3 protein-coding genes are annotated in these 2,106 nt (G+C 28.5%); all 3 read right to left on the reverse strand.

Annotation, left to right across the window (positions count from 1 at the left end):
* Positions 1 to 443: 443 nt before the first annotated feature.
* Entirely contained in the window at positions 444 to 1,061 is a 618-nt protein-coding gene (locus K357_RS09915; protein ID WP_211218960.1) for a hypothetical protein, read from the reverse strand.
* A gap of 110 nt (positions 1,062 to 1,171) precedes the next feature.
* Positions 1,172 to 1,768 (reverse strand): hypothetical protein, encoded by a 597-nt coding sequence (locus K357_RS09920; protein WP_211218961.1) that lies wholly within the window; start codon positions 1,766 to 1,768, stop codon positions 1,172 to 1,174.
* Positions 1,769 to 1,780: 12 nt separating this feature from the next.
* Positions 1,781 to 2,029, reverse strand: coding sequence for a hypothetical protein (locus tag K357_RS09095; protein WP_211218962.1), 249 nt, complete (start codon positions 2,027 to 2,029; stop codon positions 1,781 to 1,783).
* Positions 2,030 to 2,106: the final 77 nt, after the last annotated feature.

Raw genomic sequence — 2,106 nt, forward strand, 5'->3', positions numbered from 1 at the left:
TGTCATAAGAAGGTCTCTCCTTTGAAATAATGATTCGGTTTAGTCACCTGCATTCATTATAACAGAGAGCCTTCTTATTTTTTATTTATTTGTCATAAATGTATTATACTCATACATTCCGTATATATTTTTTTATTTCCATCAAGCACTTCTGGTATTAGCGAATAAAATTTTTCATTTTGATTTTTCATTGCTAAATCCTTTCAAACTATTTGTTAACAATTTCATCAAAGTTTGCTTTTTCCATTTCCTCGTTGTAAAATAGTGAACCTAAATTCATATCAGTATTATTTGCAGTGAGAATTGTATTTTCAATGCCAAATTTTCCCTTTTTTTTGAAGTGAAATTTTACTTTTCCATACATTTTAATTTGTAATTATAAGTATATAGTTTATATTTTAAAATACATTAATTACATCTTTTAAATTTTAACTTTCATTTAATTAAATTCTATAATCAGTTTGTTCTTCTGCTACCATCTTAAAATCAATAGAATTCTCCAAATACTGTTGATTTCTATCTAACTTATTGTCATTTATTAATTTATAATATTTGTTGTTACTAATATTGTCTATATAGTAATAATCAATCTTCTCTATTATGCTTGCAAAGTCTAAATAACTTATAGAAGTAAAATCTTCTGTCTCAAGACCAGTATTTAGTACAAATTTATAGTCTTCAAAGTCATAGAACTTATCCTCTTTCTCAGAGGTTAAATCTAAATATATTTTTGTTGATTTTGCAATAAAACATATATATTGAAAATCTTTATCTACGTATTGTGTATTATTATTGGGGTGAGCTATTGAATAATGTTGGTTTGGTGTTAGCATTATTAAATTTTCAACATAGCCTGCAATAGTTGGATAGTCTGATTGAGTAAAAATATGGTGTGCTTGAGTAGCATTTACCATTTCATTTGATTGGTAAACTTCAGATTTTCCATTATAAATACTATCATTAAATTTACGCATTGCTTTTTTAGCCTTATTTACTGTATAACTTGCCATAGCTCTTGCTTGCAATTGTGCAACTGTCGGTTCATGTTCAGCTCTAGTCATTGACTTATCTTTGCCACTTAGCTCATCTCTCCAGTTGTCACGATTATATTGTAAGTCACTAAGTGTAATAGTGTTTTTAGAAATTCTACCTCTTTCAGTGCCTTGTTTTTTTATTTAAAAGCAAGAGGATTTATGACTTTTGTAAAAATCCTTCCACATTCAGTTTCTCCATTTATTTTTGTATTGTTTATTGTGAATCTTATAAAAGTGTCCCTAACATCTTTATAAGATTCTTTAGTCTGTATCTTAAAGAACTCTTCAAAAGAATCCCAAATCCCACTATCTTTTAAAACCTTAACTATATATTCATACAAAAAATTCAAAGCATTTGTCGGCCTTAATGCAATTTTTTCTAATAATTCCCTATTATTTATAGAATAGTAATATCTATTCTTCTCTTTTCTTACATCGAGAATCTTACTATAACCTAATAGTTTTATAGGTTGTCCAAAATACTTGTCATATTCACTTCCTGCTTTTAATTCCGGATCAGGTTTTGAAAAAATAGAAATTACATTTTCTCTTGCATATTCACTATGCCATATATCAGAAACAATAAATTCTTCCACTTCATTCTCATCCACATACTCTATTATGCAATCTGCAATTATTGAAACTACATCATAAGTGCATTTCTGATCAATCCATCTTGCATCACCAGTTTTTCTAACATCATAATCATATTTATCTAAGAAGTTTTCATACATATTATAATACCTCTATTCTTTATCAGTTCTTTTCTTATGCTCCTCTCGTAATTTCTCACACAATTCTTTGCAATTAATTCTACCTTCAGCCCCCAAATTGCCAGCAGTCATATTTCTTTTTAAACATTCAGGTACACCAACTAATGTTTTAAAATGAATTCTATCTTCTGGACCCCCAGCTCCTTGAAACTGATTGTCTTCATGTATATTAAAATCAACATTTTCAGATGTCAAAAGATACTCAATTGAGGTGACCCCCAAAAGTTAGACTTTTTAAACGTAGCAGTTTGATGGCTGCTACGTTATTTTTATGCAGTCAAGACAGAAAGCCTGTATTC

Origin of the sequence: Veillonella montpellierensis DSM 17217, from assembly GCF_000426745.1 — a bacterium.
GTDB classification, from domain to species: Bacteria; Bacillota; Negativicutes; order Veillonellales; family Veillonellaceae; genus Veillonella; species Veillonella montpellierensis.